Below are 23213 nucleotides of genomic sequence, written 5' to 3'. Positions count from 1 at the left end.
ACCTCTGGAATATCCCACGGTCAGCCCCCTCTCCCAGAGGGAGAGGGGGCCGACCGAGTTGTCTTGCACTGTACGTCGACCTGAAACACCGAATCGATTATGGATTCAAAGCAACACATTCAAGTCGGTGTACCTCTGGAATATCCCACGGTCAGCCCCCTCTCCCAGAGGGAGAGGGGGCTGACCGAGTTGTCTTGCACTGTACGTCGACCTGAAACACCGAATCGATTATGGATTCAAAGCAACACGTTCAAGTCGGTGTACCTCTGGAATATCCCACGGTCAGTCCCCTCTCCCTCCGGGAGAGGGCTAGGGTGAGGGGCTTTTGATCTTGCCTCAAAACTCCAGCGTGCTGGAAAGCGAAACCTGCCGCGAATCCCCCATCGACACAAAGAAGCGGCTCGCCGAAGAGGTGTAATAAGTGCGGTCGAACAGGTTCTTCACGTTCAACTGAAACTTGACCTTCTGCCCCTCAACCGTGGTGTCGTAAGTGGCAAACGCATCCGCCACGGTATAGCTCGGCAGGTCAAAATCATTCACCGCGTTGCCGGCACGCTCGCCGACGTACCGCGCGCCCGCCCCGACACGCAACTGATCGCCGCCAAACACATTGCCGAAGTCATACACCGCCGACAGCGAGCCGGAATTCTTCGCTACGTTTTGCAGGCGCTTGCCTTTGTATTCCGGGTCTTCGGTGACTTCGGCATCGGTGTAGGCATAGCTGCCGATGAGGTTCCAGTGCTCGCTGAGTTGCCCGCTCAGGTCGACTTCCAGCCCGCGTGAACGCACCTCGCCAGCGGCGCTGTAGATCGTCGTCGGACCTTCGGAGTTGGCCACCAGTACGTTGCGTTTCTTGATGTCGAACAACGCGATATTGCCGGTGATGCTGCCCGGCATATCCAGCCGCGCACCCAGCTCCCACGACTTGGCTTCTTCCGGCGCAATGCTGCCGTCGAGCACGGTACTGCTGCCGCTCAGCGGGGCGATGGTCGAGTTGGGTTTGAAGGATTCGGTGTAGCTGCCGTAGAACGACAGCGCATCGCTGTAGCGATACACAAGGCCGGCGCGCGGCACCCATTTCTGACCATTGCTGTCGGTATTGGCCTTGAACGGCACGCCTTTGCCGGCGTACTGGTCGTACTCCTGAAAACGTCCGCCAGCGACCAGAATCCACTGCTCGTTGAGGTGAATCGAATCCTGCAGGAACAGCGAATCGCTGCGCAGTTTGTCGGTCTGCGCACTGTCGGGCGCACTCACCGTAGTGCCCATCACTTCGCGACCATACACCGGGTTGAGATAGCTGAACGTGGTCAGGCTTTTCTGCCGGATCAGATCTTCGCGGTAGATCTTGCGGTACTCGTCATCGACGCCGAACACCAGATCATGCTGCATGCCCAGTACATTCACCTTGCCTTCGAGGCTGGCGGTGGTGAAACGATCGGTGCTGATCGCATTCTGGGTGCCGTCCATGCTGCGGGTCAGTGTGCCTTTGTTGGTGTCGATCGCAGTCACGCGCACTTGGCTGGCATCGTAGGTTTCGCGGTTCCAGCTGTAGCCGAAGTGGGCTTTCCAGTCGTCGTTGAGTTCGTGGTCGGCTTCGAAATGGTACAGATCCGAGCGCCCTTCCATGTCGTTGAACGGCTCATCGAGACGCTGCTTGCGCGAGATATCCAGCGGATGGTTGGTGCGCGGATCGATCAGCGTGCCACGGTCGAAGGGGGTGAGAAACTCGCGGTGCTCGTAGGCGAACAACAGCTTGGTGCGCTCGCCGTACCAGGCCAGCGACGGTGCGATCAGCGTCTCGCGGTGGGTGCCGAAGTTGCGCCAGTAATCTTCGTCTTCATGATCGACGACCATGCGATAGGCGAAGCCGGAGTCGCCCAGCGCGCCGGTGCTGTCGAAGGCGCCACCGCTACCGTTCTTGCCGTCACCGTAGGTCGAACCGCGCACGGTCACGGCGTTGTACTGGGTCAGTTCCGGCTTCTTGCTGACCAGGTTGACCACGCCACCCGGATCCTGAATCCCGTAGAGCAACGAGGCCGGGCCTTTGAGCACTTCGACGCGATCCACGGTCGCGTTCATGCCACGGCCCTGCACCAGCGGCATGCCGTCGCGCATAATTGAGCCGTTGCGATTGTCACCGAAACCGCGAGTCATCACCGAGTCCTGGGTACTGCCCAAGGTGTTGCCCTGGGTGATGCCGCTGACATTGGCCAGCGCGTCATCGAGATTGCGCGGCGCCTGATCGCGAATGACCTGCGCCGGGATGACATTGACCGTCTGTGGAATTTCTTGCAGCGACGCCGATGAGCGCATCACCGAACTGGTTTCCGGCGGCTGATAGCTCATCGATTCGTCGCGCGTGGACGTGATGGTGGTGGCGCCGAGATTAAGCGCCCCTTCGGTCGGCAACGGCTCCAGCGCCAGGGTATGACTGTCGGTGCGGCGAAAGCTCAGGCCGGAATTGCCGAGCAGACGTTGCAGGGCCTGTTCGGCGCTCATCTGGCCGTTGACTGCCGGAGCATTGAGGCCGTACGGCGCTTCATCGGTGTAGACCACGCTTTGCCCGGTCACGCGGCTGAAGTCGCTCAGGGCTTGCGGCAACGGTTTCGCGGCGAGGGCAAAATTGAATTGCTGTTGCGCCTGATTGCTCACCGCTTCTGCCGCCAGCGCGATACTCATCGGCAGCAATGCCAACGCGGAAAAACTCAACGCCGACATGCCCAACCACTGTTTGACCGAACCGGATTTTGCCCTGGACTTCATTGCTCAATGACCTGTGTAGAACCGCAACGGATGCGAATGGCTCGCAGTTTCAGTCACTACACGGATGGGGCTCGGGGTTACCTCACCTTTAATTTGAAAATATTTTGCGGGGGATTTGTTGCCTGGGCTGACGCCTTCGCGAGCAGGCTCGCTCCCACCTTTGGAATGCGTACCCTGTGGGAGCGAGCCTGCTCGCGAAGAGGCCGGCAGCCTCAGCGCAAAATAATCAGTTGCCCCAACACCCGATGCTGCTCAAATCCCAGTACCCCCTGCAACGAATTGAGCACCGCCTGCGGATCCTTGCTCGGAAAGCTGCCGCTGACCTTGCGCGCCGCCAGCTCATCGTTGAGCAGCACAATCCGCCCCGGGTAATAGCGGCGCAGATCCTCGACGACATCGGCCAGCGTGGTCTTGTAGTAGGTCAGCCAACCCTGACGCCAGGCCAGTTGCGCTTCACTGTCCACGGGATGCAGTTTTTCCGCAGTGCCGTCGGCGTAGGCAACTTGCTGGCCGGCCGTGAGAATCTGCTGTTGGGCATGCTCGTCTGCCGTCACCGCGACACGCCCGGACAATACCGTCACTTGTGCGCCGTGAGGTTGCCGACGTACTTCGAACTGGGTGCCGAGCACCCGCGCCTCGCCCTGCTCCGCCGCCACCACAAAAGGGTCGCCGGTGTGGGTGACGCTGAAGAAAGCAGCACCTCTGATCAATTTCACGCGGCGCTGGCCATGACTGAAATCCACAGCAATCGCACTGTCGGCATCCAGTGTCACTTGCGACTGATCGGCCAGAGTCACCGTGCGGATTTCCCCAGGTGCCGAGACATGATCAGCGCGCAGATCGTCGAGCCAGCGCTGCGCCTGCCACCCGGTGCCGAGGCTGACCATCAGCAGCAGACACGCGGCCAGCGCCAGCGCTCCAGACCAACGCAACATCGGCGAACGACGCGGGGCGTGCATCGCCTGCAGATAACCTTGCAGCGCGAACGCATCTTCATCGGCCAGCGTGCGCGCGGGGCTTTCGCTGAGTTCCCAGATCACCTGCGCCTGCGCATACGCTTCGGCATGGGCCGGATCGGCGCGCAGCCATTGGCTGAAGGTGAGTTGATCGCCAGTGCTCGGGCGGTCGTGCAACAGGCTCAGCCAGGCCAGCGCGGCCTGCTCCTGGGCCGGCGTCGGTGTGATCGGATCGGATGGCTTCACGGTGCTTTCCCTGGCAGGCGTGGCGCGGGGTCGCGCAGGCTGGCCTTGCAGGCCTCGAGGGCGCGCATCATATGTTTTTCCACGGCACTTTGGGACAGGCCCATGGCCTTGGCGATGTCGGCGTACTTGCGCCCGTGAATGCGATTGAGCAGAAAGATCTGCCGGGTACGCTCGGGCAAGGCGCGCAACGCGGCTTCGACATGGCGCAGATCGTTGCCCGCTTCCAGCGCGGCCTGAGGCTCACTGCCGTGGCTGTCGGGTTCGTCCGGCTGCCAGCCTTCGTTGACCCGCGTGCGCGTGCCTTCGCTGCGTAAATGATCGATGGCGATGTTGCCGGCGCAGCGCAGCAGATAGGTGCTGAGTTCTTCGACCTGCACCAGCGGCCGCCGCCAGAAGCGCAAAAACAGATCCTGGACCAGATCCGCCGCCGTCGCCCGACAACCCACGCGCCGGTTCACCAGCGCTTCCATTTGCGCACGCTGTGACAGAAACACCTGAAGAAAATGCGCACGCGCGCCACGCGCTTCATCGTCACGCGATTCCGGCGGCAGACCGATCAGCACTTCAGCACTGCGCCCATGCGGCGACCGGGCTCGCCAGCAGGCTCAACCCGGCCAGTGCCATGGCCAGACGCGGGCGATACGGCAGCAACAGCACCAGTGCCAAAGCACTGAGCATCAGCACCGCGAACCAGTCGACCAGACCGAAACTCCAGCCACCGGCCGCCACCGCCGCCCACAGCGAAAGCGCCAGCAACAGCCATCCCGCCACCGCCAGACCCTGACGGCGGCGCGTCGACGGTTTGGCGCCGAGCAACTCGGCATGATGGCGTGGCATCGACAGGCACAACGCGGTGAAGCCGGCATAGGTGAGCAACAGGGCCAGCAGCATCAGTTGGCCCCCTGTTCAACTGTGTTCGAGCGAGGCGAAGAACTTGCTTTGCGAACGCTGACGCGGTCGCCCGTACGCTGCATCTTGCGCGCAGCCCAGCCGAGAAAAAGTCCCGTCGCCAGACACGTCAGATCAAATCCGGCCAGTGCCCAGTCGCGCTGCATCAGGGTCGCGCCAAGATTCCACGGTGTGGTCAGCGCATTGATCAGCGGCACCGCGATAAACAGCGCGGCGCCGAGCGTCAGCTGTTCGATCCACGCCTTGCGTCCCGGACGCAATACCGCGTGCAACAGGCTAAGCCCCCAGGCAATAAAAAACGCATTCACTTCCCAATCGGCCCGCCCCGCCAGACTCACCGGCAACAGTCGATTGGCTAAAAAGAACACCGCCACCGCCGATACCAGGCCGGCCATGCTGGCGATATTCAGCACCTCGACCAGGCGCAATTCGAACGGCAGCGCCGCGCTTTTCATGTGCTTGAGCTGCCGCTTGCCGAGCCAGATCACCAGCCCGGTGCCAATCATCGCCGTGCCGGCCAGTCCGCAAATGAAATACAGCCAGCGCAACAGCGGCCCGGCGAAATGGCCCATGTGCAAACCGTAGAACGCGCCACCCACCGCCATCGCTATGGGTTGATCGGGGGTGCTGCTCAGAAGCTGCCCGGTGACGCCGTTGAAGGTCACCGCCCGGCCGAAATCATGCACCACCCGATCGCCCGCGCGGGACAGCACTACCGTGGCGCTGGCATCGCCCGGGTTGCTCACCGACAGGCGCGCGGTATGGCCGCCCGACCACTGCTCGCTGACCTTGGCCAGTAGCGGCGCCATGGCGGTCAGCGGCGCGGCGATATCGGCGCGCTCGGGGGTCTTCGAGGCGGGAAAGACTTCGTCGTAGAACTTGCGCACGTCGCTGCCGTAAGAGGCGACGATGCTCGCCGGCATGACCATCGACATAAAAATCACCAGGCTGCTGTAGGTGATCATCAAGTGAAACGGCAGCACCAGCACGCCCACGGCGTTATGCCCGTCGAGCCAGGAACGCTGGCCCTTGCGCGGGCGGAAGGTGAAGAAGTCCTTGAAGATTTTCTTGTGGGTGATGATGCCGCTGATCAACGCAACGAACATCACCATCGCGGCGAGGGTCGCCAGCCAGCGCCCCCACGGGTAAGGCATCTGCAACTGGAAGTGGAAACGGTAAAAGAACTCGCCGCCCATGCTTTCGCGGCCCTGCACCTCGGCCCCGGTCTGAGCGTCGAGAGTTCGGGATTCGAAGCGGCCGCGCTCGCCGGGTTTGCCCGGCGCCTGCTGCCAGCGCACGGTCAGACCGGGGTCGCGGGCATCGGGCAGATCGATCAGCCAGCGCGAGGCACCGGCGGCGTGTTGTTGCAGATAATCTTGCGCCTGCGCCAGGCTCGCTTCGCTATCAAGCGAATGTGCTGCGATCTCCGGCTGCATCCAGTGGCTGATTTCATCTTTGAAGTAAGCCAGCGTTCCCGTGAGGAAAATCGCGAACAGCAGCCAGCCGAACACCAGCCCGGCCCAGGTGTGCAGCCAGGCCATCGCCTGCCGGAACCCTTCCTTCATGCCAGCCCCAGACCGCGCGCGGCACCGGAAACGGTGGCGAGAATCACGCTCGGCACCAACAGGCCGACCCACGCCGACCACGCGCTGCGGCAGGCAAAGCACCAGAGCACGGCAACCAGATAGACCAGAAAGGACACAGTCATGCCAGTGACCACCGCTTCGGCGCGGTTCAGCGGCAGCCACAACGTCAGGGTGACACTGGCCAGCGCCGCGACCAGATAGCCGCCGAAAATCGCCGCCAGCACTCGCGAAGTGACGGCCAGACGATAGGACATGGGAAGGGTGGCGAGTTTGCCTTTCATGTTTCGACCCTGAAACGGAAACGTTCGGCCGACAAGCCGAATCTACAGGCGAGCAATATTAATGATAAATATTATCATACGCAAAAGCATCTGATTGCCGGACACTATCGCCAGCCTCTACAATGCGAACCGTTCTTGTTCTCTAATGCACGTTCTCTACGCAAGTTTTGCGTCCGGAGTCATTTCGTTGCCGCCCGCCCATCCCGTCGAATCGCTCTACCATGCCCATCACAGTTGGCTCACCGGCTGGTTGCGGCGCAAGCTCGGCTGCCCGGACAGTGCGGCGGATCTGGCCCAGGACACGTTCATCAAAGTGCTGACCGCCCGCGAGCCACCGCTGATCATCGAACCGCGCGCCTTTCTCACCACCCTGGCCAAGCGCGTGCTGTTCAATCATTACCGGCGGCAGGATGTGGAACGCGCCTACCTCGAGACGCTGGCGCAGATGCCTGAAATGGTCGCGCCGTCAGAAGAGCACAAAGCGATCATCCTGCAGACATTGGTCGAACTCGATGAGCTGCTCGACGGTTTGCCGCGCCAGATCAAACGCGCGTTCCTGCTCGCTCAGGTCGATGGTCTGACTTATCCACAGATCGCCGCAGAACTGGGAATCTCGGTGGCCACGGTCAAACGCCATTTGAACAAAGCGGCCATGCGCTGCTATTTCGCCCTGTGAATCGCACGCCGGATTTCTCCGCGCAAGTCGCCGAACAGGCGGTGCACTGGTTGCTGGAAATGCAGCAGGGCACGCTGACCTCGCGCCAGCAACAGGCCTGGCAACAATGGCTGGATGCACACAGCGAACACCGCCGAGCGTGGGAACACATGCAACGGGTCAACCAGCGCTTGCGCGGCGTGTCGTCGCCGTTGGCCCACGCCGCGTTGAACGGACCGAAGTCCGGCAGTCGCCGTCAGGCGCTGAAAATGTTGCTGATTCTCGGTGCCGGCTCAGCGGCGACCTGGGGCATGCGCGAGCACACGCCGTTGCCGTCGCTGCTCGCCGATTACCGCACGCCGGTCGGCCAGCGGCGCAAGATCGGCCTGGGCGGTGCCGATTCGTTGCAGCTCAATACCGCCAGCTCGGTTGATGTTGATGGTACGCAGCGGTCTATTCGTCTGCTTGAAGGCGAAATGCTGTTGAGCGCTGCAAATCCGTTCGAAATACGTACGGCACACGGTGTGCTGAAAACCCAAAGTGCGCGCCTCAATGTGCGCCACTTTGCCGATCGCACGCAGATCGCCCTGTTCGAAGGACGAGTCGAACTCATCGCCAGCCAGCGCGCGCCCCTGCTGCTGCCGATCGCGCGGCAGTTGAGTTTTACTGCCAGCTCGGTCAGCGCCCCCAAACCGCTGGACGCCAACAGCGGCGCCTGGACCGACGGCATGCTGGTCGCCGCCCATATGCGCCTCGGCGATTTCCTCGAAGAGCTTGGCCGCTACCGGCGCGGGCAGCTGCGGTGCGACAGTCAGGTTGCCGATCTGCTGATTTCCGGGACGTATCCACTGGATGACAGCGAGCGGATTCTCGACCTGCTGCAGATCAGTCTGCCGGTGCAAGTGAAGCGCTTTACCCGTTATTGGGTGAGCGTCGAAGCGCGGGTTTAGATCGCAGCCTTCGGCGGCTCCTACATTTGGAATGCATTTTTTCTGTAGGAGCTGCCGAAGGCTGCGATCTTTTGATTCTGAAAAAATAAATGAGCCGTTTTTCAGATCTGGCGTGACAGAGAAGGAAAGCCCCCTTGATTCCACCTTCTCAGGATCATCCACATGCAGCCCACCCGCCTTACGCCACTGGCCCGCAGCCTGCGCAATCTTCTGCTCGGCGCCAGCCTGAGTTTCACCGCCCTGCCCGCCGCGATGGGTGCCGAAGCCAAGGTTTATCACATCGCCCCGGCATCGCTGGAAACCGCGCTCAACCAGTTTGGCCGTGAAGCAGGCGTACTGATTTCCTTCGGTTCGCAAGTCACCAGCGGCGTGCAAAGCCGTGGTCTGGAAGGCAATTACACCGCGCAACAAGGCCTCGATGCCTTGCTCGAAGGCACCGGCCTGCAAGCCCGCGCCGAGGGTAATAACGCCTTCAGCCTGCAACCGCTGGCTGACGCGGCGCTGGAGCTGGGCACCTCGACCGTAGTCGGCGACTGGCTCGGCGATGCGGCGCAGATCAATGTCTTCGAACACCCCGGCGCGCGTGATGTGATCCGCCGCGAAGAGTTCGAACGCCAGGGCGCGACCCAGGCCCGCGACGTGCTCAACCGCATCCCCGGTGTGAATGCGCCGGAGAACAACGGCACCGGCAGCCACGACATGGCACTGAACTTCGGCATTCGCGGTTTGAATCCGCGCCTGGCCGCACGCTCGACAGTATTGATGGACGGCATCCCGGTGCCGTTCGCGCCGTATGGTCAGCCGCAGCTTTCGTTCGCGCCGATCAGCATGGGCAACATGGATGCCGTGGACGTGGTGCGTGGCGGCGGTGCGGTACGTTACGGCCCGCAGAACGTCGGCGGCGTGGTCAACTTCGTGACCCGGGCGATTCCCGACGAGCCAACGGTCAAGGGTGGTTTGCAGACTGAAACAAGCCCATCGTCGAGCCACGACGGTTTCAAGACCAGCGCCAATCTGCTGGCCGGCGGCACCAACGCCAACGGCCTCGGTGGCGCCTTGCTGTACTCCGGCACCCGTGGTGGTGACTGGCGTGAACACAGCGATACCGAGATCGACGACCTGATCCTCAAGGGCAAGTACCAGCTCGACGACGCCAACAGCTTCAACGCCATGGCCCAGTATTACGAGGGCAAGGCCGACATGCCCGGCGGTCTCAATGTCGCCGATTACGATGCCGATCCGTATCAGTCGACGCGACCGAAAGACCAGTTCTGGGGGCGCCGCACGATGTTCAACTTCGGCTATCGCTATCAGCAAGATCGCCGAGAATTCACCGCCAACACCTTCTTCACCAAAACCCTGCGCAGCGGTTATCTGGATCAGGGCACGTTTCTTTCGCTGTCGCCTCGCGAGTATTGGGTGCGTGGTCTGGAAACCCGTTTCGCCCAAGGCTTCGACCTGGGTCCGAGCAGCCACGAAGTCGGCGTCGGCTACCGCTACATCAATGAGGCCGGCCACGAACTGCGCTATCGCACGCCGATCAGCGCCAACGAATACCCGACCACCAGCAGCCGCAACGACCGTGACACTCGCGGTGGTACCGAGGCCAACGCATTCTTCGTCGATGACCGCATCGACATCGGCAAATGGACCATCACCCCGGGCGTGCGCTACGAGATGATCGAGTCGCAACAGACCAACAACCTGACCAACGTCAAATACAAGGGCGACTACAACACCGCGCTGCCGGCGCTGAACGTGCTTTATCACCTCACCGACAGCTGGAACCTGTATGCCAATACCGAAGGCTCGTTCGGCAGCGTGCAATACAGCCAGATGCCCAACCGGGTCAGCAGCGGCGAAGTGAAGCCGGAAAAAGCCCGCACCTGGGAACTCGGCACGCGCTATGACAACGGTGCCCTGCGCGCGGAAATCGGCGCATTCCTGATCAACTTCGACAACCAGTACGAAAGCAACCAGACCAACGACTCGGTGATCGCTCGCGGCGAAACCCGCCATCAGGGCATCGAGACCAGCGTCAATTACGCGCTTGATGATCTGAGTCCGGCGCTGGCCGGTTTCGATGTCTACGCCACGTATGCGTATGTCGATGCGACCATTCGCGAAGACGGGCCGAACAAAGGCAACCGCGTGCCGTTTTCCTCCAAGCACAAAGGCACGATTGGCGTCGGTTATACCGAAGGGCCATGGAAGCTGAATCTGGACAGCAGCTTCCAGAGCGACCAGTTCGCCGACAACGCCAACACCTCGAAGGAAAGTGCCGATGGCAGCACTGGCAAGATCCCCGGTTACATGCTGTTCAGCAGCCGCGCCGGGTATGACTTCGGACCGCAACTGTCGGATTTGAATGTGGCGGTGGGCGTGAAGAACATCTTCAACACGCAGTACTTCACACGCTCGTTCGATGACAACAACAAGGGCAAGTACGTGGGAGAGCCGCGGACGGTTTATGTGCAGACGTCGGTGGCGTTCTGACCCCACCCCATCGAAGATCAAAAGCCCCTCACCCTAACCCTCTCCCAAAGGGAGAGGGAACTGACCGAGGTGTATTTACGCTTTACGCTCGCCTGCAATATCGAGCCGAACGCTGGACTTGAAAACAACCGGAATCGGCCCCCTCTCCCAGAGGGTGAGGGACTGACCGAGGTGTATTTACGATTTACGCTCGCCTGCAATATCGAGCCGAACGCTGGACTTGAAAACAACCGGAATCGGCCCCCTCTCCCAGAGGGTGAGGGACTGACCGAGGTGTATTTACGATTTGCGCTCGCCTGCAATATCGAGCCGAACGCTGGACTTGAAAACAACCGGAATCGGCCCCCTCTCCCAGAGGGTGAGGGACTGACCGAGGTGTATTTACGCTTTACGCTCGCCTGCAATATCGAGCCGAACGCTGGACTTGAAAACAACCGGGATCGGCCCCCTCTCCCAGAGGGTGAGGGACTGACCGAGGTGTATTTACGCTTTACGCTCGCCTGCAATATCGAGCCGAACGCTGGACTTGAAAACAACCGGGATCGGCTCCCTCTCCCAGAGGGTGAGGGACTGACCGAGGTGTATTTACGATTTACGCTCGCCTGCAATATCGAGCCGAACGCTGGACTTGAAAACAACCGGGATCGGCCCCCTCTCCCAGAGGGTGAGGGACTGACCGAGGTGTATTTACGAATTGCGCTCGCCTGCAATATCGAGCCGAACACTGGACTTGAAAACAACCGGGATCGGCCCCCTCTCCCAGAGGGTGAGGGACTGACCGAGGTGTATTTACGATTTACGCTCACCTGCAATATCGAGCCGAACGCTGGACTTGAAAACAACCGGAATCGGCCCCCTCTCCCAGAGGGTGAGGGACTGACCGAGGTGTATTTACGATTTACGCTCGCCTGCAATATCGAGCCGAACGCTGGACTTGAAAACAACCGGGATCGGCTCCCTCTCCCTCGGGAGAGGGCTGGGGTGAGGGGCTACGGTCTTAAACCCTGCGAGCAATCACCAACACCACAAACAAAAAACGGGCCTGCATCAGCAGGCCCGTTCTCCTTTGGTTACTTGTGAAATCAGCGCATCAACTGTTGATCGCTGCCTGTTCGTTCTCGTCAAATTCTTCCGCCAACAGCTTGTCGTTGGCTTTGCCGGTAAATGGCACTACAGCGGCGCGTGGTTTACCTCGCAGTTTGCCGAACAGATGATCCAGTTTGTGCTCGAGTTTCTCGGCAGCACCGTCGATCGCCTGTTCCAGCGAATCGGCTTTGTGGGTCACGGAAATCGGTTGGTGGCCTTTTGGCCGCGCTTCCAGTTGGCAGCGCAAGTCATGGGGACCTGGTTTCTCGCCGTTCTCGTCGCTCAGATGGACTTCGACACGGGTCAGGTCTTCTTCATAACGGTCGAGCGTGCTCTCAATAGTTGTACGTACCCACTCCTCCAGTCGCTTACTGCTTTGAATATGGTTATCGCTGTTGACTTGGATTTGCATAGTTCATCCCTTATTTCAGCTAGCTCGCTGGAGGCCTTGAGTTGAATTTCCTGACCTCCTGGTTACAACAATCGGCCCGAGCGACGAACATTTCAACCCCTGAAAAAAGAAAAATATTCATTCGCAAAAAAAGCCGGACAACCGAGCTGGGCGCTGTTAATGTCGGGAGTTGGGTCGACCCGCTCCGCAGAAAAATCTGCTCACATCTGTTGCTCATTCAGCGGGTGCAGGCTGCGAAAAATCCCCGCCTCCTCCACCAGCCAGTCATGCACAGCGCGCACGCCCGGATGGCTCAACGCCCCCGGCGCATATAGCAGCACGTAGCGTTTATGGTTGGGCACCGACAACCCGAACGGCACAATCAAAGTGCCGCGCTCCAGCTCATCATTGAGCAACGTGCGCCGGGCAATCGCCACGCCCATACCGGCAATCGCCGCTTCGATGGTCAAGTGATTGCGATTGAACGTGTGGCCGCGCCGCACATCGGCGCCTTCGAAGCCGATCGCATTCAAATAGAACTCCCATTCCGCGTATTCGTAACTGCCACGCCAGGCGGTGATGTCGTGCAGCAACGGGAAATGCACCAGATCCGCCGGCCCGTGCAACGGCGGTCGCCCACGTAACAGGCTCGGCGCGCACACCGGGAAAATCTGCTCGTCGAGCAAGGCTGTGGATAACAATCCGGGGTAACTGCCATCGTTGAGGTCGATGGCCAGATCGAAATCGCCTTCGTGCAACGGCACGCTGCTGTCCTCGGCCACCAGGCGCAACTGGATGTCCGGAAAGCGTTGCTGCAAGCGCGGCAGGCGCGGAGTCAGCCACTTGCCGAGAAACGACGGGATCGACCGCAACCGCAGAGTTCCGCTGATCATCCCCGCGTCCAGCCGGCGCAGCTCCGCATCGATGCTGCCATAGGCTTCATTGACAGTAATCGCCAGCCGCTGCCCCTGCGCGCTCAACTCAACGCCCCGCGCTCGCCGATGAAACAGGCGAAAACCCAGGCGCTCTTCCAATTGGCGGATCTGCTGGCTGACCGCGCCCGGGGTGATGTGCAGCTCTTCGGCACAACGGGTGAACGACAGGTGCCGCGCGGCACAGGCAAACACCTGCAGCCAGACGTAGGTCTGGGCATGCAATTGACGACTCATTGTTTAGTCCTGCTAAAGGCTGTCTTAGGAGGTTTCGTTGGTCACCTCGAAGCGAGGCAGGCAGTATCGCCGACATTGCGCTTGTCCGACAAAAAATGGCAGCGATTCCTACTCCATTGCTTGTAAGGGTTTAGCATGGCTATCAGTGTTTTCGATCTATTCAAAGTGGGCATCGGCCCGTCCAGTTCCCATACCGTCGGCCCGATGCGTGCAGCGGCGACCTTTGCCCAGGCCCTGATCGACCAGCATCTGCTCTATGACGTGCGACGGGTGGAAATCCGTCTGTACGGCTCACTGTCTGCGACCGGCGTTGGCCATGCCACCGATCGCGCGACGGTCATGGGCCTGATGGGCGAGTGGCCGGACAGCATCGATCCTTCGACCATCGATCCACGCATCCAGCAACTGCGCGAAACCGGACAACTGTCCCTCGCCGGTCAACGCTCGATTGCGTTCGACTGGCAGAGCGATCTGCTGCTGCTCGACGAGAGCCTGCCCTACCACCCCAACGCCATGTCGCTGAGCGCCTTTGGCGAAAGCGCCGAGCTGTTCGCGCAAACCTATTACTCGGTGGGCGGCGGTTTCATCGTCGAAGCGGCTGAAGCCGAATCTGGCGTGGCGCCAACCAGCGACGTGGTGTTGCCCTACGATTTTTCCAGCGCCGCCGAACTGCTCGCTTTGTGCAAAAAGCACAATCTGCGCGTGTCCGAACTGATGATGGCCAACGAACGCGCCTGGCGCAGCGATGCCGAGATTCGCCAAGGCCTGCTGCACATCTGGTCAGTGATGCGCGAGTGCGTCGAACAAGGTTTGCGCCACGAAGGCATCCTGCCCGGCGGTCTGAAAGTACCGCGCCGCGCGGCGAAACTGCATCGCAGCCTGTTGGAAATCGGCAAACCGAATGTGATCAGCTCGACCCTGTCGGCGATGGAATGGGTCAACCTGTTCGCCCTTGCCGTCAACGAAGAAAATGCCGCCGGCGGGCGCATGGTCACCGCGCCGACCAATGGTGCCGCCGGCATCATTCCGGCGGTTCTGCACTACTACATGAAATTCAATCCGGATGCGTCTGACGATGACGTCGTTGCGTTCTTTCTGGGCGCCGCCGCTGTCGGCATTTTGTGCAAGAAAAACGCCTCCATCTCCGGTGCCGAGGTCGGCTGCCAGGGCGAAGTCGGTTCGGCTTGCGCAATGGCCGCCGCCGGCCTCGCCGACGTCCTCGGCGCGACACCGGAGCAACTGGAGAACGCTGCCGAAATCGGCCTGGAACACAACCTCGGCCTGACCTGCGATCCGGTCGGTGGCCTGGTGCAAGTGCCGTGCATCGAGCGCAATGCCATCGCGGCGGTGAAGGCGATCAACGCCACGCAAATGGCCCTGCGCGGCGACGGCAATCACTTTATTTCCCTCGACCGGGTGATTCGCACCATGCGCGACACCGGCGCCGACATGCACGACAAGTACAAGGAAACCTCGCGGGGCGGGCTGGCGGTGAACTGGGTGGAGTGCTGATCGGCCTGACTGCACTGTCAGCGATCATCCGCTCATTCCTGCCCTGAAAACGCGCTACAAAAAACGGCGAGCCCCGAGGCTCGCCGTTTTTTTCGCCGTGTTTATTGTTCGACAATTTTTCCGGCATGCCCCTTGCTACATCACCCTTGAGGCAAACGGACATTGCAAACCTCAGCGAACGAGATGCCAGTGGTCTGGTGTTGCGAACCAAATCAGATCATGGCCGGTCAACAACTGCACGTTCAATCAGGCGGTGACGCATCATGGACAACCCATTTCAGATCATTACCGATGCTTTCGCGCCGGACTATCAGATCAATCTGAGCATTCAGGGCCTGGACGGCAGCATCATGCTGACGCTGTCCAACGCGGGGCGCATCGTGGCCAAGCGCATGATCAGCGCCGAACAGCGCAACGATCCCGAGCGTTTGAAGAGGCTGGTGCAAAGCATCCAGTTCGGCATCGCCATCGAACAGGGTCACAGCGCCATGTCGATTCTCGAAGCCATGACCAGCGGCGCCGGGCTGACCCCGCCACCGCCACGCGTCAAGGGCCAGCCCGGCCAGGCGGCGGGCCTTTAAAGCTCGCCCTTCTCCACTTCAGGATGTTCGCTGGAGCCCGTGCCGAGCTTGCGCTGCGGGTTCTCGATCTTCACTGAGGGGAATTGCGACGAAGCGTAACGCACCACCAGGATCGCAAACGCCAGCAGCAGAATGCCGCCGCACAGGTAGATAATGCCCATGTCCGGCGGGTTGTGGTGCGAGACGTTGGAGATCAGCAGGCGCGTCAGTGCAGTGATCGCCACGTAGATCAGGAAGCGCACCGGCATGTGGTTGGTCTTGAAATAAATCCCGACCATCGCGCCCAGTTCCAGATAGATGAACAGCAACAGAATGTCATCGATCTTGATGTGCCCGACTTCGAGCATCCCGAGAAACTCCATCACCGCCGCCCACGCTGTCACCGCACCGATGGCGAACAGCGCCAGATAGTGAAAGGTTTCGACGAACAGGTTGCCCAGGGACTCGGCCAGTTGATGCACGTTACGCCGCAGTTTCTCGGCCCAATTTATTTTCACGATGAGTTTCCTTAGCCCGTTTCGGGCGGATGATGCGTATCGCACGTGACGGTTTTGCGCGCGCGCCTTGTAGCAACGGTTTTCATGCAGGTTCAGGGCCACGCATCATGGCGATCCGCCGCAAATCCCGCGCCGTGGCGTTTGGTCGCAGGCTCGCGGCTTTGCACAATCCCCGTGGGAGCGAGCCTGCTCGCGAATAGCAGCCACACCGTACCCCTGACAAACCCCAAATCCGGTCTACATTGAAAAGCCACTACCCATGGCGCAGGGATTCGCTTATCCTTTTCGCTGTATATGGATACAGTAGTCGTCAAGACAACTTAATGTGAAGGCATGTGAGGTGGTGAATGGCCGTCGAAGTGGTATACCGCAGCAGCCGAGATCTGGAGCGCTTGTTCATGGATAAAGCCGAAGCTGATCGTCATGACAAAATGCTCGAACTGGCCGAATATCTGGCCGATGTGCTGCAAAAAGCCGTTCCGTCCCTGACTGAACAGCAAGTGGAAGAAGCCGGGATCTACATGGCGAAGAATCGCGATGTGTTCGCCAGAGCGTTCAAGAGCCAGCCCGATGCGCTGTCGGAGCTGATCAATGCGCCGGCCGAGCCTGTCGAAAAAGCTGAAGCGGCAGAACCTGATGAGGCGCCGGCGAAGCCAGCCAAACCAGCGAAAGCGCCGAAGTAATTAGAAAGATCGCAGCCTTCGGCAGCTCCTGCACTCGGAATGTAGGAGCTGCCGAAGGCTGCGATCTTTTGCTTTCAGCGATACAAAACCTTTTCGGCCAACTCATCCGCCACCCGCGCCGGCGAACGTTTTTCCGCCTGAGCATGGGCGAAGACTTCGGTCAGCCGCGAACTGATTTTCGACAGATGCGCCGTAATCGTCGGCAACTCCTCACCGCGATGTTTCAGTGAAACGTAAATCAGCCCGCCGGCATTTATCACATAATCCGGCGCGTAAAGAATCCCGCGCCGTTCCAGTTGATCCGCCACATCCAGATGGGAAAGTTGATTGTTCGCCGAACCGGCCACCGCCGAGCAGCGCAGCTGTGAAACGCTGTGACTATTAAGCACCCCGCCCAACCCGCACGGCGCGAGAATGTCGCACGGCGTGCTGAGCAATGCGTCGTTGGCGATCGGGTGAGCATTGAGCTGCTCCATCGCCAGTTGCACCTTGCCGTGGTCGATGTCACTGACGAGCAACTCGGCGCCTGCCGCGTGCAGTTGCTCGGCCAGCGCAAAACCGACATTGCCAAGCCCCTGGATGGCAACGCGCAGACCTTCGAGGTTGTCGCTGCCCAGGCGCGCCATCGCGGTGGCGCGAATGCCGGCGAACACGCCCATGGCCGCATGCGGTGCCGGGTCGCCTGCCGAAGTGGTGCTGGTAACGTGGCGGGTCTGCTGGGCAATGCAGTCCATGTCGGCCACTGAAGTACCGCTGTCGATGGCGGTGATATAGCGGCCGTCGAGTTGCTCGATGCAACGTCCGAAAGCCTCGAACAACGCGGCGCGATTCTCGACATGGGCCGGGCGCACGATCACCGCCACCCCGCCACCTTGCGCGAGGCCGGCGAGCGCCGCTTTGTAGCTCATGTTTTGCGCCAGGCGAATGGCGTCCTCCACCGCAGATTCGTCGTTGGGATAGGCAAGGTAACGGCACCCGCCCAGGGCTGGCCCCAGATGGCTGTTATGAATGGCAATGACCGCCTTCAACCCGGTGGCCGGGTCCACGCTCAGGTGCAGCGATTCCAGGCGAGTGCTTTGCATGAGAGCGAACATCGACAGGCTCCCGAATCACTTCTTGTAGAACGCCAGTATAGGCTTGCCCCTGAAAATTGCTGGCGCGCACCGGCATGAGCCGCCGAGCGGACAATGCTGCGCCGCTATAACTCGCGCTCAGTGAGCCCGACACTGGACGAACAACCCGGACGGGGCTAAAACGAGGCATTGGAGGAAGATTCAGATGAGTGCGCGCCAACGCTTTTTCGAATGCCTGCATCGTTCACCGCCAGCCCTGCTGGAAGCTGCGCTGTGGATAAGTGCCGAGCACGACAAAACCCTCGAACCCGAGACATGGCTGAACACCTTCAAGGATCTGCAACTACGCGTCAGCTATGGGCTGCCGATGCTGCCGGTCAGCGAACTGGCACAACCGCTGTTGCGGCGCATGGTCGATCTCGGTTTCGCGCAGGATGATTTCCTGCCGCTGCGCCCGCAGGCGGCGCTGCTGCATCGCGTGTTGCACACCCAACGCGGTCAGCCGTTGGCATTGGCGTTGATCGCACTGGAATTGGCGCGTGGGTTGGAGATTCCTCTGGTCGGGGTCAACTTCCCCGGACATTTTCTGCTGCGGGTACCCGGCGCCGACCACTTGCTCGACCCTTGCGGCGGGCGGCGACTGTATCCCAATGACTGTCGCGAACTGTTGCAACGCCAATACGGGCCGAACATGCAGCTCAGCGCCGAACATTTGCTGAGCGCAACGCCAATGCAGATGCTGCAACGTCTGTCACGCAACCTGCGCCAATTGCACCTGACCCACGACGATCACATCGCCGCGCTGATCGACGCAGAACGAGTGCTCGAACTGGGCGATGCGAAGGCCTCCGATTACATGGCCCGGGCCAGTCTGTATCAACGGCTGGATTGCCCGAACGCTGAACGCTTCGATCTGGAGCATGCATTATTGCTCAGCGAAGACCCGATCCAGCGCCTGCGCCTGACCGAACGCCTCGGCCATCTGCCGCCCAACTCCGTCGTGCATTAACTACCTTCCGCAGGCTGCCACCATCCTTGAGGCCCACACAAACCTGTGTGGGAGCGAGCCTGCTCGCGAAAGCGGTGTGTCAGCTGAATGAAAGGCCACTGACACTCCGTCTTCGCGAGCAGGCTCGCTCCCACAGGAATTACGGGGTGTCTGGTTGATTGGCAGGATGCGCCTTGATAAACGCCGGATGTTCAGCCGCCAACGCAGCCACACGGCAAATTTTCGGATACGCCTCCAGGCTGACGTTGAACCGCTCAGCCGCATACAACTGCGGAATCAGATACACATCTGCCACGCACGGCCATTCGCCAAAACAGAAACCGCTGTCGCCGATCAACTGCTCCACCGTTGCCAGCCCTTGGCTGATCCAATGGCTGATCCACTCCACCACTTGCGCCTCATTCTGCCCCGCCTGGCGCAGGCGATTGAGCACGCTGACGTTGTGCAGTGGATGCACATCGCAGCCGATCACCGCCGCCACACCGCGCACCTGCGCGCGCGCCAGCAGATCATCCGGCAGCAACGGCACCTGCGGGTAACGCTCTTCCAGATACTCGATGATCGCCGGCGATTGAATCAGCAGCGCGCCGTCATCGGTTCGCAGCGCCGGCACCCGGCCCTGCGGATTGAGCGCCAGATACGCCGGTTGCCGATGTTCACCGCCCGACGGTGCGATCAGGTTGACCGGCAACGCCTGGTAATCGAGGCCCTTCAACGCCAGCGCAATCCGCACCCGGTACGATGAAGTGGAACGGTAATAGCCATAGAGATCCATAAGCCGCTCCTGTCAGCGCGCAGCGATCACGGTGCCGCGACATTCGCCGAAGCCGATCGAGGCAAAACCGTCGCGGGCGCAGCGGGCACGCAGGATGATTTCGTCACCGTCCTCAAGGAATTTGCGCACTTCGCCAGAAGCCAGTTCGATCGGTTTCTTACCGCCCTCAGTGATCTCCAGCAGGCTGCCAAACTGGCCGTTTTCCGGGCCGGACAAAGTGCCCGAACCGAACAGATCGCCGGCCTGCAACTGGCAACCGTTAACGCTGTGGTGCGCGACCATTTGCGCGACGGTCCAGTACATGTAGCGGGTGTTGCTCAGGGTCAGGCGATGGGCGGGCAGGTTCTGCTCGCGCATGGTTTCGGTACGCAACAGCACTTCCAGCTCGATGTCGAAGGCGCCGCCATCCTGATCGCGCTTGTCGAGCAGATACGGCAGCGGCTGCGGATCACCTTCAGGGCGGGCCGGTTGCGCCGTGCGGAATGGTTCCAGTGCTTCAGCCGTCACCACCCACGGCGAGACGCTGGTGATGAAACTCTTCGACAGGAATGGGCCGAGTGGCTGGTATTCCCAAGCCTGGATATCCCGCGCCGACCAGTCGTTGAGCAGGCAGAAACCGGCGATGTGCTCGGCAGCGTCACCGATGGCAATCGGCTCGCCCATCTCATTGCCCTGGCCGATCCAGATACCCAGTTCCAGTTCGTAATCCAGACGCGCGCATGGACCGAATACCGGTTCGGTCTGGCCGGCCGGCAGCGTCTGGCCTTTCGGCCGGCGCACGTCGGTGCCGGACGCTCGCACCGTGGAAGCGCGACCGTGGTAACCGATCGGCACGTGCTTGTAGTTCGGCAGCAGCGGGTTATCCGGGCGGAACAGTTTGCCGACGTTCTGCGCGTGCTCGATGCCGACGTAGAAGTCGGTGTAATCGCTGATCCGTGCCGGCAGGTGCATCTGGCAATCGGCAGCCAACGGCAAGAGTTTCGCGCCTTGCGCTTCGATGTTGCCACGCAGGGTGCTGCCTTCACTGAACAGTTCGATCAGGCGTTCGCGCAGGGCAACCCGCGCCTCACGGCCAAGTTCAAAGAACGCGTTCAACTGCCCGCCGTGCATGGCTTCCACCGCACTGCGTGCGACACCGTCGAACAGACCGGCCTCAAGCGCCACCTGCAAATCGAAGATGTGCTCGCCGATCGCCACGCCAGCGCGCGGCGCAGAACCCTTGAGGCTGAACACGCCCAGCGGCAGATTCTGCAAGGGGAAATCGCTGTGACCGTTGGCCGAAGCGACCCAGCTGCGGGGGATGGAATTCTGTGTCATGGGTTATCTCCGGGTCGGGTCGAACGTGGCGGGCAGCGTCGCCCAGCAAGCGTCGTAACTGGGTTGCAACTGTGGGCATTCGAGGGCGAAACGACTTGGACGAAGCACTTGGCTGGTCTCGAACATGAAGGCCATGGTGTTATCGATTTTTGCAGGTGCAAGCTCGGCGTTGATCGCCCTGGTGCAGGTTTCGCCGTCCGGGCCGTGGGCGCTCATGCAGCAGTGCAGCGAAGCGCCACCGGGCACGAAGCCTTCGGCCTTGGCGTCGTATTCGCCCTGGATCAGGCCCATGAATTCGTTCATCAGGTTGCGGTGGAACCACGGTGGCCGGAAGGTCTTTTCGGCGACCATCCAGCGCGGCGGGAAGATCACGAAATCGAGGTTGGCCAGACCGTGCACGCTGGTCGGCGAGGTCAATACGGTGAAGATCGAAGGATCGGGATGATCGAAACTCACCGTGCCGATGGTGTTGAAACGGCGCAGGTCGTATTTGTACGGCACGTTGTTGCCATGCCAGGCGACCACATTGAGCGGTGAGTGATTGAGTTCGGTGGCCCACAACTGGCCAAGGAATTTCTGTACCAGAGTAGTCGGTTGCTGCAGGTTTTCGTAGGCAGCGACCGGGGTGAGGAAATCCCGTGGATTGGCCAGACCGTTGCTGCCGATCGGCCCCAGATCCGGCAGGCGCAGCGGCGCGCCGTGGTTCTCGGCGAGGTAGCCGCGTGCCTGTGGATCGAGCAGTTCGACGCGAAATTTCAGGCCACGCGGCAGAACGACGATTTCCAGCGGCGCCACTTCGAGTACGCCCAGTTCGGTGGCGATACGCAGGCGACCGAGTTGCGGCACCAGCAGCATTTCCCCATCGGCGTTGAAGAACACCCGCTCCATCGAACGATTGGCGGCGTAGTTATAAATGCTGATGCCAGACGGTTTCTCGGCACCGGCGTTGGCCGCCATGCTGACCAGACCATCGATGAAATCCGTTGGCTCGGTCGGCAGCTCCAATGGATTCCAGCGCAGGCGATTGGGCGTCACTTCACCCAAAGGTCCGCCGGCCAGTTGCCGCTCCAGTTTGACGAACGCCGGGTGATTGGCCGACGGCTGAATCCGGTACATCCAGGTACGCCGCGCTTCGCTGCGCGGCATGGTGAAGGCGGTGCCGGAGAACAGCTCGGTATACAGGCCGTACGGGGCTTTCTGCGGAGAGTTCTGGCCAACGGGCAGCGCGCCGGGCAACGCTTCAGTGCTGAATTCGTTGCCGAAGCCGGACTGGTAAACCAGGTCCTGCGCGGTTGAATCGGGGTTCATGGAGCCTCCTGAACAGGGAGTCGGCAGTGGCCCATCGCTCTGGCTCAGAGGTCTCGGCACGCCGGGGTTGTTATTATCGTAATCTGATTACGCATAACGTAATTTGCTCGCTATCCAGCGTCAAGCTATAAAGACGCCCATTCGAACCGGAACCGCCAGCCCCATGGAAAAAACCAACGACAGCAACGGCAAACAGAAAGTCCGCTCCGCCGAAGTCGGCACCGACATCCTCAAGGCTTTGGCCGAGTTGTCACCGTCGACTTCGCTGTCGCGTCTGGCCGAACATGTGCAGATGCCGGCAAGCAAGGTGCATCGCTATTTGCAGGCGTTGATAGCCTCCGGATTTGCCGAACAGAACACCGCCACCAACCATTACGGCCTCGGTCGCGAAGCACTGCGCGTGGGCCTGGCCGCGCTCAACAGCATGGACGTGCTGAAAGTTGCCGCCCTGCCGCTGTCCGAGCTGCGCGATGAACTCAACGAAACCTGCTTTCTCGCGGTGTGGGGCAATCAGGGCGCAACCGTCGTGCACATTGAACCGGCGGTGCGCGCGGTGACGGTGGTGACGCAGTTGGGTTCGGTGCTGCCGCTGCTCAGCTCGTCCACCGGGCTGGTGTTCAGCGCTTACCTGCCGCACCGGGAAACCGATGAATTGCGCGAGCAGGAGATCGCTGTCGAGAAGCATCCCCTCAAGGACGAAAAAGCCTATGCAGCGCTGTGTGAACAGATCCGCGAACGCGGTCTGCATCACGTGCATGGTTTGTTGATGCCGGGTGTGGATGCGCTTTCTGCGCCAGTGTTCAACGCGGTCGGCCAGATCGCTGCGGTGCTGACCATCGTCGGCCCGACCTCACTGTTCCACGCCGACGAAAACGGCCCGGCGGCGCAGCGGTTGTTGGCTGCGACCCGGGCCGTGAGTTGGCGCATGGGTTACGAAAGATAAATCAGACTATGAGCGCTCGAAACG

The 23213-nt window shown here is 60.8% G+C and carries 21 protein-coding genes and 1 pseudogene; 9 read left to right on the top strand and 13 right to left on the bottom strand.

All coding sequences use genetic code 11. The annotated features are described in order from the left end of the window. Positions 1-336: 336 nt before the first annotated feature. The 6 genes from AB9L16_RS04200 to AB9L16_RS04175 all read right to left on the bottom strand — a co-directional run bounded on the left by AB9L16_RS04200 (position 337) and on the right by AB9L16_RS04175 (position 6744). Positions 337-2766, bottom strand: a complete 2430-nt coding sequence (locus tag AB9L16_RS04200) for a TonB-dependent siderophore receptor (RefSeq protein WP_375123149.1) — start codon at positions 2764-2766, stop codon at positions 337-339. A gap of 212 nt (positions 2767-2978) precedes the next feature. Beyond that, a complete protein-coding gene (locus tag AB9L16_RS04195) occupies positions 2979-3968 on the bottom strand; it encodes a FecR domain-containing protein (RefSeq protein WP_375123148.1) in 990 nt (329 codons plus the stop codon). Next, entirely contained in the window at positions 3965-4531 is a 567-nt protein-coding gene (locus AB9L16_RS04190) for an RNA polymerase sigma factor (protein WP_071174434.1), read from the bottom strand. Before AB9L16_RS04190 ends, AB9L16_RS04195 begins: the two co-directional genes overlap by 4 nt. A gap of 1 nt (position 4532) precedes the next feature. After that, on the bottom strand, positions 4533-4859 hold the full coding sequence (locus AB9L16_RS04185) for a DUF3325 domain-containing protein (protein ID WP_150636167.1): 327 nt from the start codon (positions 4857-4859) through the stop codon (positions 4533-4535). After that, complete coding sequence (locus AB9L16_RS04180) at positions 4859-6442, bottom strand: PepSY-associated TM helix domain-containing protein (RefSeq protein ID WP_375123147.1); 1584 nt, start codon at positions 6440-6442, stop codon at positions 4859-4861. Before AB9L16_RS04180 ends, AB9L16_RS04185 begins: the two co-directional genes overlap by 1 nt. Further along, a complete protein-coding gene (locus tag AB9L16_RS04175) occupies positions 6439-6744 on the bottom strand; it encodes a DUF3649 domain-containing protein (RefSeq protein ID WP_041479671.1) in 306 nt (101 codons plus the stop codon). Before AB9L16_RS04175 ends, AB9L16_RS04180 begins: the two co-directional genes overlap by 4 nt. Before the next feature lie 145 nt (positions 6745-6889). Here AB9L16_RS04175 and AB9L16_RS04170 point away from each other — a divergent pair, with 145 nt between their 5' ends. From AB9L16_RS04170 to AB9L16_RS04155, 4 genes are all read left to right on the top strand, one after another. Next, positions 6890-7420: a sigma-70 family RNA polymerase sigma factor gene (locus AB9L16_RS04170; protein WP_341639119.1), complete on the top strand. Its 531-nt coding sequence runs from the start codon at positions 6890-6892 to the stop codon at positions 7418-7420. Continuing rightward, on the top strand, positions 7417-8349 hold the full coding sequence (locus tag AB9L16_RS04165; protein ID WP_375123146.1) for a DUF4880 domain-containing protein: 933 nt from the start codon (positions 7417-7419) through the stop codon (positions 8347-8349). The genes AB9L16_RS04170 and AB9L16_RS04165 overlap by 4 nt, the downstream gene beginning before the upstream one ends. A gap of 162 nt (positions 8350-8511) precedes the next feature. After that, on the top strand, positions 8512-10845 hold the full coding sequence (gene fecA, locus AB9L16_RS04160; RefSeq protein WP_375123145.1) for a TonB-dependent Fe(3+) dicitrate receptor FecA: 2334 nt from the start codon (positions 8512-8514) through the stop codon (positions 10843-10845). A gap of 69 nt (positions 10846-10914) precedes the next feature. Further along, positions 10915-11925, top strand: a complete 1011-nt coding sequence (locus tag AB9L16_RS04155) for a hypothetical protein (RefSeq protein ID WP_375123144.1) — start codon at positions 10915-10917, stop codon at positions 11923-11925. 10 nt (positions 11926-11935) lie between these two features. Here AB9L16_RS04155 and AB9L16_RS04150 read toward each other — a convergent pair whose 3' ends face one another. After that, positions 11936-12343, bottom strand: a complete 408-nt coding sequence (locus AB9L16_RS04150) for an HPF/RaiA family ribosome-associated protein (RefSeq protein WP_016771629.1) — start codon at positions 12341-12343, stop codon at positions 11936-11938. A 200-nt stretch (positions 12344-12543) separates the two neighbouring features. Then, positions 12544-13491, bottom strand: coding sequence for a LysR substrate-binding domain-containing protein (locus AB9L16_RS04145; RefSeq protein WP_016771630.1), 948 nt, complete (start codon positions 13489-13491; stop codon positions 12544-12546). A 135-nt stretch (positions 13492-13626) separates the two neighbouring features. Here AB9L16_RS04145 and AB9L16_RS04140 point away from each other — a divergent pair, with 135 nt between their 5' ends. Next, positions 13627-15003 (top strand): L-serine ammonia-lyase, encoded by a 1377-nt coding sequence (locus tag AB9L16_RS04140; protein WP_375123143.1) that lies wholly within the window; start codon positions 13627-13629, stop codon positions 15001-15003. A gap of 263 nt (positions 15004-15266) precedes the next feature. After that, entirely contained in the window at positions 15267-15584 is a 318-nt protein-coding gene (locus AB9L16_RS04135; RefSeq protein ID WP_016771632.1) for a DUF3509 domain-containing protein, read from the top strand. Here AB9L16_RS04135 and AB9L16_RS04130 read toward each other — a convergent pair. Then, the gene (locus AB9L16_RS04130; protein ID WP_039759287.1) at positions 15581-16081 is read right to left on the bottom strand and encodes a phosphate-starvation-inducible protein PsiE; all 501 of its coding nucleotides are present in this window, start codon (positions 16079-16081) and stop codon (positions 15581-15583) included. The two genes, AB9L16_RS04135 and AB9L16_RS04130, sit on opposite strands and share 4 nt — an antisense overlap. Before the next feature lie 347 nt (positions 16082-16428). Here AB9L16_RS04130 and AB9L16_RS04125 point away from each other — a divergent pair. After that, positions 16429-16683 (top strand): annotated as a pseudogene (locus AB9L16_RS04125) (YebG family protein); the annotation flags it as partial. Positions 16684-16838: 155 nt separating this feature from the next. Here the strand turns inward: AB9L16_RS04125 and AB9L16_RS04120 are convergent. Continuing rightward, positions 16839-17858, bottom strand: a complete 1020-nt coding sequence (locus AB9L16_RS04120; RefSeq protein WP_041479665.1) for a Glu/Leu/Phe/Val dehydrogenase dimerization domain-containing protein — start codon at positions 17856-17858, stop codon at positions 16839-16841. A gap of 184 nt (positions 17859-18042) precedes the next feature. Between AB9L16_RS04120 and AB9L16_RS04115 the strand changes: the two genes are divergently transcribed. Further along, a complete protein-coding gene (locus AB9L16_RS04115) occupies positions 18043-18846 on the top strand; it encodes a SirB1 family protein (RefSeq protein ID WP_375123142.1) in 804 nt (267 codons plus the stop codon). Between the two features lie 139 nt (positions 18847-18985). On the opposite strand, the gene maiA is transcribed toward AB9L16_RS04115, so the two are convergent. Genes maiA through hmgA form a run of 3 tightly spaced genes read right to left on the bottom strand, consistent with a single transcriptional unit; the run spans position 18986 to position 22246 of the window. Further along, entirely contained in the window at positions 18986-19621 is a 636-nt protein-coding gene (maiA, locus tag AB9L16_RS04110; protein ID WP_252887342.1) for a maleylacetoacetate isomerase, read from the bottom strand. 12 nt (positions 19622-19633) lie between these two features. Further along, positions 19634-20938: a fumarylacetoacetase gene (gene fahA / locus AB9L16_RS04105; protein ID WP_056782995.1), complete on the bottom strand. Its 1305-nt coding sequence runs from the start codon at positions 20936-20938 to the stop codon at positions 19634-19636. A 3-nt stretch (positions 20939-20941) separates the two neighbouring features. After that, positions 20942-22246 (bottom strand): homogentisate 1,2-dioxygenase, encoded by a 1305-nt coding sequence (hmgA, locus tag AB9L16_RS04100; RefSeq protein ID WP_375123141.1) that lies wholly within the window; start codon positions 22244-22246, stop codon positions 20942-20944. Between the two features lie 163 nt (positions 22247-22409). Here hmgA and AB9L16_RS04095 point away from each other — a divergent pair, with 163 nt between their 5' ends. Next, complete coding sequence (locus AB9L16_RS04095; protein WP_375123140.1) at positions 22410-23189, top strand: IclR family transcriptional regulator; 780 nt, start codon at positions 22410-22412, stop codon at positions 23187-23189. Positions 23190-23213: the final 24 nt, after the last annotated feature.

Origin of the sequence: Pseudomonas sp. LW8 (genome assembly GCF_041956865.1) — a bacterium.
In the GTDB taxonomy this organism is placed as follows: domain Bacteria; phylum Pseudomonadota; class Gammaproteobacteria; order Pseudomonadales; family Pseudomonadaceae; genus Aquipseudomonas; species Aquipseudomonas siliginis.
Note: the sequence above shows the minus strand (reverse complement) of the source record. Positions and strands in the feature narration are given on the sequence as shown.